Annotated in this window: 3 protein-coding genes; 2 read left to right on the top strand and 1 reads right to left on the bottom strand. The window is 38.6% G+C overall.

What is annotated here, in order from left to right:
• Position 1: 1 nt before the first annotated feature.
• The gene (locus WD048_04395; protein MEX0811434.1) at positions 2-940 is read right to left on the bottom strand and encodes a T9SS type A sorting domain-containing protein; all 939 of its coding nucleotides are present in this window, start codon (positions 938-940) and stop codon (positions 2-4) included.
• A gap of 90 nt (positions 941-1030) precedes the next feature.
• Here WD048_04395 and WD048_04390 point away from each other — a divergent pair, with 90 nt between their 5' ends.
• A complete protein-coding gene (locus tag WD048_04390; protein ID MEX0811433.1) occupies positions 1031-2542 on the top strand; it encodes an NAD(P)/FAD-dependent oxidoreductase in 1512 nt (503 codons plus the stop codon).
• A 144-nt stretch (positions 2543-2686) separates the two neighbouring features.
• Positions 2687-6184 (top strand): hypothetical protein, encoded by a 3498-nt coding sequence (locus WD048_04385; GenBank protein MEX0811432.1) that lies wholly within the window; start codon positions 2687-2689, stop codon positions 6182-6184.
• The last annotated feature ends 106 nt before the right edge of the window (positions 6185-6290 follow it).

The raw sequence follows: 6290 nt of genomic DNA, 5'->3' as shown, positions 1-6290 counted from the left end.
ATTAGCAGCAGCTTTTGTTTCTCTCATTTTTTAACCCTTGATTCGCATTAATAATCTTTCCAACTTTAAGTAATTCGTCATTCTCATTTTCAATTTGATACAAATATATACCAGCTGATAAGTTAGATAAATGAATCTTGGCATGATTGCCTGAAATATTTTTTTTGAATTTCAATTTTCCAGAAAGATCAAACAGTTTAAAGATTGATTGGCTGGTATATTCTATATCTATATTGATATAATCATTGCATGGATTTGGAAATAATTTAAGTTTGAGATTGTTGTTACTTTTTTCATTTATTCCTACATAATTAATACAATTATTCCCCCACAATAGTACATTGTTTTCTCTAATACATTCTGGAGTTGTCCAAAAACCAATCCCCATTATCATTGGAAATTGTAATCCAGCAGAACCGCCAAGGCTTTCAATATAATTGAAGTCATTATTTAAGAAGAAGATTTTTCTTTCAACTCCATTTAATAAAGTAACAACACCAACACTATCAATTACATGGTCAATGCCCTGTCCTGCGTAGTTTGATCTAAGGGTATCACCTGCCTCTAAAGAGAAATCATAGATTAAATCATCAGAATTTATATCATGATTGTAAATAAAGACCTGTTTGGCTGCAGTGTCTTCTCTCAAGTAATAGTTGGTTGACCATGAAATGCTATCATCAATTGCGAATGGTGGACAATACGGCCCAGGATTTAATTGTACAATTGGAAATGCTTTTACCTTTTTATATAGATGTCCGGAAATCAAAGTATCTCCCTGAAAAAAGTATCGATTTCCGCTATTTACATTACAAATATCAGTTCCTTGCCCATTCATGACATCCCAATAGAAATCACTTCTAATCAGAGGATAATAACCCTGCCCATGAACAGTAAGAAGAAATATATTTATCAATAAAGTCCAGATGAATCCTTTCATAGTAATGTTTGTGTCAGAGTCTAATTTAATAAAATTTAAATTGGAACATTTCAATTTTAGTAATCGATTTAATTGTGCAATTTTTGCAAAGTGAATCAATATGATTTCGTAATTATTGGAAGTGGCCTTGGAGGATTGCTTTGTGCAAATATCCTGCTCAAAGAAGGATACAGTGTTTGTGTGCTGGAAAAAAACAGGCAGTTTGGCGGAGCACTACAGATTTTTGTGCGCGACAAAGCCATCCACGATACAGGCGTGCATTATATTGGAGGACTGGCACCCGGGCAGAACCTGTATCAGTTTTTCTCCTACCTCGGTTTGATGGAAGAACTCAAGCTCAAACGCCTTTCACTTGAAGCTTTTGACAAAATCAGTTTTAGTGGTGACGATAAGATTTATAATATTCCGCAGGGCTATGAACGCTTCTCCCAGCAATTGCAGGCCTATTTTCCCAAAGAAAAATCAGCAATAGAGGAGTATTGTGAAAAACTGCAAGAGATCAGTGCCAATACTGCGGTTTATAATTTAAAACCTTTTGAACCTGGTGCCATTAGCCCTTATCAAAGCATTGGGCTGTATGATTACCTGAAATCCATTACGGATAATGAAAAGCTGCGCAATGTGTTGATGGGCAATAATTTGCTTTATGCTGCACGAAAAGAAAAAACTTCGCTTTACGAACATGCACTGATTCTGAACTCATACATCAGCAGTGCCTGGAAATGTGTGGATGGTGGTGCGCAGATAGCGCGTGCACTGGTGAAAAAAGCCAAAGCAATGGGTGGAACAGTGCGCAATTATGCAGAAGTTGAAAACATGGAAGTGGATACGGAAAAGCAAATTTCTGCTGTGCAATTGAAAGATGGCGAGAAGATTTATGGTAAAAATTTTATTTCCAATGTGCATCCGGCACAGACACTTAAGATGATCGGTGCTGCGCATTTTCGCAAAAGCTATTTTCAGCGAATGACAGCAATGGAAAACAGCACTTCGGTTTTTTCCGTATTTCTCAATTTAAAAGAAAAAAGCTTTCCTTATCTCAACCACAACTGCTACCATTTCAGGCAAGCTGATTTTTGGGAAGCAGGAAAATATAAAAGTAAGGAATGGCCAAAAAGCATGGCCATATTTACCCCTGCCAATTCCAAAGATCCGGAGTTTGCAGAGAGCATGAATATCATGTGCTATATGGATTTTGAGGAAGTCAGTAAATGGAAAAACACTTATTATACCATTCCCCATAATCAGCAGGAGAGAGGCGCGGATTATCGCGCATTTAAGAGGCAAAAGGAAGAGCAGGTTATTGATGCACTTGAAGAACGCTTTCCCGAAATTCGCTCCTGTATAAAATCAGTGTACAGCGCCAGCCCGCTGTCTTACCGCGATTACCTGGCTACGCCAGAAGGCAGTATGTATGGAATGCTGAAGGATTACCAGCACAATATGGCCACTTATGTATCGCACAACACAAAATTGGGCAATCTTTTCTTTACCGGGCAAAACATCAACTTACACGGCATTTTGGGGGTTACGATCAGTGCTTTTGTCACCTGCTCGGAATTTGTGGATATGGAAAAGCTGATGCGTGAAGTGAGACAATGATTGGGGGAGTAGTATAGAATCCTCAAATCTTTTAGCAGATACTTTGCAAAGCCAAAATGAAAGCATTTATTCTTCGTTGTATCAGATTGGGTAATTGTCCTCTATTTTAACTTAATTTAGCGTATTTCAAAGCAGGTATTCCTTTTGAAGTGTTGGTGGATCATATTATTGGCAGCCTTTTGTTTGTTCATTCAAAATGGCAAAGCCCAGGAATTGAGCAATCTCAAGAAGAAAACGATTGCCGTACAGGGTGATACAGTACAGCTCGATACACTCAGTATTATTACCGGTTCTGAAGTTGTGAAAAACACAGCAGACGGAGCTATTATTGCGCCAAGCCGCTACAATCTTGATCCTTATAAAGCTGAATTCAACTGGATTGATCCACCCGAGACCGATAGTGTTCAAATCAGTTACAGGCATTTTGGTTTCAATTGGAATAAAACCTATTTCAATAAAAAAATGCCCGAGTTGGAAAAGCATCAGGATTATCTTCTGAATCCGTTCGCCTACCGCCCGGAAGAAAAAAGCAATCGACTGATTGATTTTGGATCTCTCAACTACAATGGAACCTATGCGCGTGGGCTGTCTTTTGGCAATCGGCAGGATGTGGTGCTTAACTCAAATTTCAACCTTCAGTTATCCGGTTATATTACAGAAGATATAGAAATAGTTGCTGCTTTAACAGATAACAGTATTCCTGTTCAACCCGAAGGTAACACACAGCAGTTACAGGAATTCGACAAAGTTTTTATTCAAATAAGAAAAGCTCCGCACGAGCTTACCGTGGGCGATTATGAAATTAAAAATCCTGAATCGCATTTTCTGCGCTTTTTCAAAAATTTGCAAGGGGGCAGCTATCAAAGTAAAACTCAAATAGATGAAAAAGGAGGAGAGCTGTGGACAAGAAACAGCATAGCTGTTGCAAGGGGACAGTTTAATAGAATGGAGTTGAATGTAAGTGAAGGAAACCAGGGGCCTTATCGGCTCACTGGGCCAAACGGGGAATCCTTTATAATAATACTTGCAGGTACCGAAAGAGTTTTTGTAAATGGCAAGCAAATGACCCGCGGTGCTGAAAATGATTATATCATAGATTATAACCTCGGGGAAATTCGCTTTACACCAAATGTGATGATGACCCGTGACAAAAGGGTGATCGTAGAGTTTGAATTTTCAGATCGAAATTATTTCCGCTCATTGATCAGCTCAAACAGCGTATATGAACGTGAAAAAGCCAAAGTATTTCTGAATTTTTATTCAGAACAGGACAATAAAAACCAACCCGCGCAGGCTGATATCACAGATGAGCAGGAACAATTTCTGGCAGAAGCCGGCAACAATCCTGAAGATGCACTTTTTCCGGGATACCGCACTATTGAAGAATTTGATCCTGACAGAATACTCTATCAATTAAAGGACACCATTATCAATGGGGCCAGATATGATACGGTTTTTGAATATTCTACCAATCCGGAGAATGCATTTTATACCGTTTCTTTTTCTTTTGTAGGACAAAACAACGGCAATTATATTCCCGCAATAAGCAGTGCCAATGGCCGTGTTTTTCAATGGGTAGCACCTGTGAATGGTATTCCCCAAGGATCTTATGAGCCCATTATACTCCTGGTAGCTCCACAGCGCAAACAGCTTCTAACCGGTGGCATAGAGCTTACCCCAACAGAGCACGACCGTATTAGAATAGAGGGGGCCATGAGCAATAGGGATCGCAATACTTTTTCAGAAATTGACAATGAAGCAAATATAGGATCCGGCCTTTCAGTTAATTACGACCGGACTACCCCGCTAAACAAATCCAAAAAATTCAACCTGCATACAACAGCTGCTTATGAATTTATCAATAGAAATTTCAACCCCATAGAGCGCTATCGCGATGTGGAGTTTACCCGCGACTGGAATTTCCAAAACAAACAAAGTACATCTGATGAACACCTGGCAAGAGCCGGGGCAAACCTGGAACACCTCGATTGGGGACATGCATCTTATTATTATTCTACCTATAATGTAGGAGAGGAGTACCAGGGCAATATCAACGAAGTAGATGGCTCATTTCACAAAAAAGGTTATCGCTTGGATTTTAATATGCGCCATCTTGATTCAGAGGGAGAATTTCAGGAATCAAAATTTACACGGGCGACATTGCACGCCTACAAAGCTTTTGAAAAATTAAACGGCTGGAAAATAGGTGGGATATTTTTTCCGGAAAGAAATAAAACCTATGCAGCAGACAGCGACTCGTTGCTGAATCAGAGTTTTTTGTTCAATGAGTGGAGTGTATATATTGAAAATGCTGATTCTGCAACAAACAGGGCACGCTTTGAATACATTCGCAGACAGGAATTTTTTCCCGAAGAAAATGAACTGCAACTTTCAAATTCAAGCAATACTTATGCTGTTTCCGGAAAATGGCTGAGCAACAAACATCATAAGCTGAACTGGAATTTAAAATACAGGCAGTTTTTCAATGAAGACAGCCTGCGCAATACTGAAAAAGCAGCACAATATTATCTGGGTAGAATAGAATACAATCTGAATATTCTGAGGGGGATGATCACTTCTAATATTTTGTACGAACTGGGCTCTGGACAAGAGCAGCGTGTAGAGTACACCTATGTAGAGGTTCCTTTGGGACAGGGTACTTATATATGGGATACGCAAACAGATTATAATGACAATGGAATTAAAGAACTCAACGAATTTGAGCTGGCAAATGAAGCCAATCAAAACCGCGCAAACCATATACGGGTAGCAACCCCTACCAATGAATATGATCCAGTAGATATTACACAATACAATCAGGTACTCAACATTAATCCTAAAGCATTGCTCAGCAACAAAAAAGGTTTCCTCGGTTTTATAGCACGATTCAGTACACTCAGTAGCTTACAAATCAACAGGAAGGTTTTTCGTGGTGCAGATATTTCTGTTTTTAATCCCTTTGTTTTCGACACTGAAAACGAATCATTGCTCGCTATTAATTCTTCAATTCGTCAAAGTGTTTTTTTTAACCGAACCAATAATAAATATAGCCTGGAATATACATTTAAAAACAATAAATCTAAAAATAACCTTGTAAACGGATTTGAAAGCAGAACACTTGATGAAAACTCTATCCGCATACGCTGGAACATTATCAGTGCACTGAACACTGTGCTAAAAGCAGCAAAAGGAAACCGAGCAAATGACAGTCAATTATTTTCAGACCGAATATACTCTATTGACTATTATGAAGTAAACCCTGAATTTAATTTTATTTATAAAAATAAATTCCGCCTTAGCCTACTCTACAAATTTAGTGATAAACGCAATATCAAAGGAGATCAAGGTGAAAGCGCAAGAGAAAACGAATTTACCTTTGAAGGCAGGTACAATGTGGTTTCTAAAAGTACAATCAATGTAAGTTTTTCTTATACCTCTGTAGAATATGCTGGAGCAGAAAACAGCGCATTGGAATTTGCCTTTCTACAAGGACTCCAGGATGGGGATAATTTTATTTGGTCTGCTACTTTTGACCGCAACATTGGAAAGAATGTCCAGCTAGGTCTGGGATATGAAGGGCGAAAAACGGGAAATGCCGATATGGTACATACCGGACGTGCTCAATTGAGGGCCATTTTCTAAAGCATTTAAGCAAAAATTCTAATTTTGCTTGTGAACTGAGTTCGGAAATTATTTATTGCTCAGCTCTTAAATAATAATCGAGCTCAGGTTTGTATATCTTAGTGCT

This window comes from Chitinophagales bacterium, assembly GCA_040877935.1.
Classification (GTDB): Bacteria; Bacteroidota; Bacteroidia; order Chitinophagales; family CAIOSU01; genus JBBDNB01.
The sequence above is the reverse complement of the archived record's forward strand: the minus strand, read 5'-3'. Positions and strand labels throughout refer to the sequence as shown.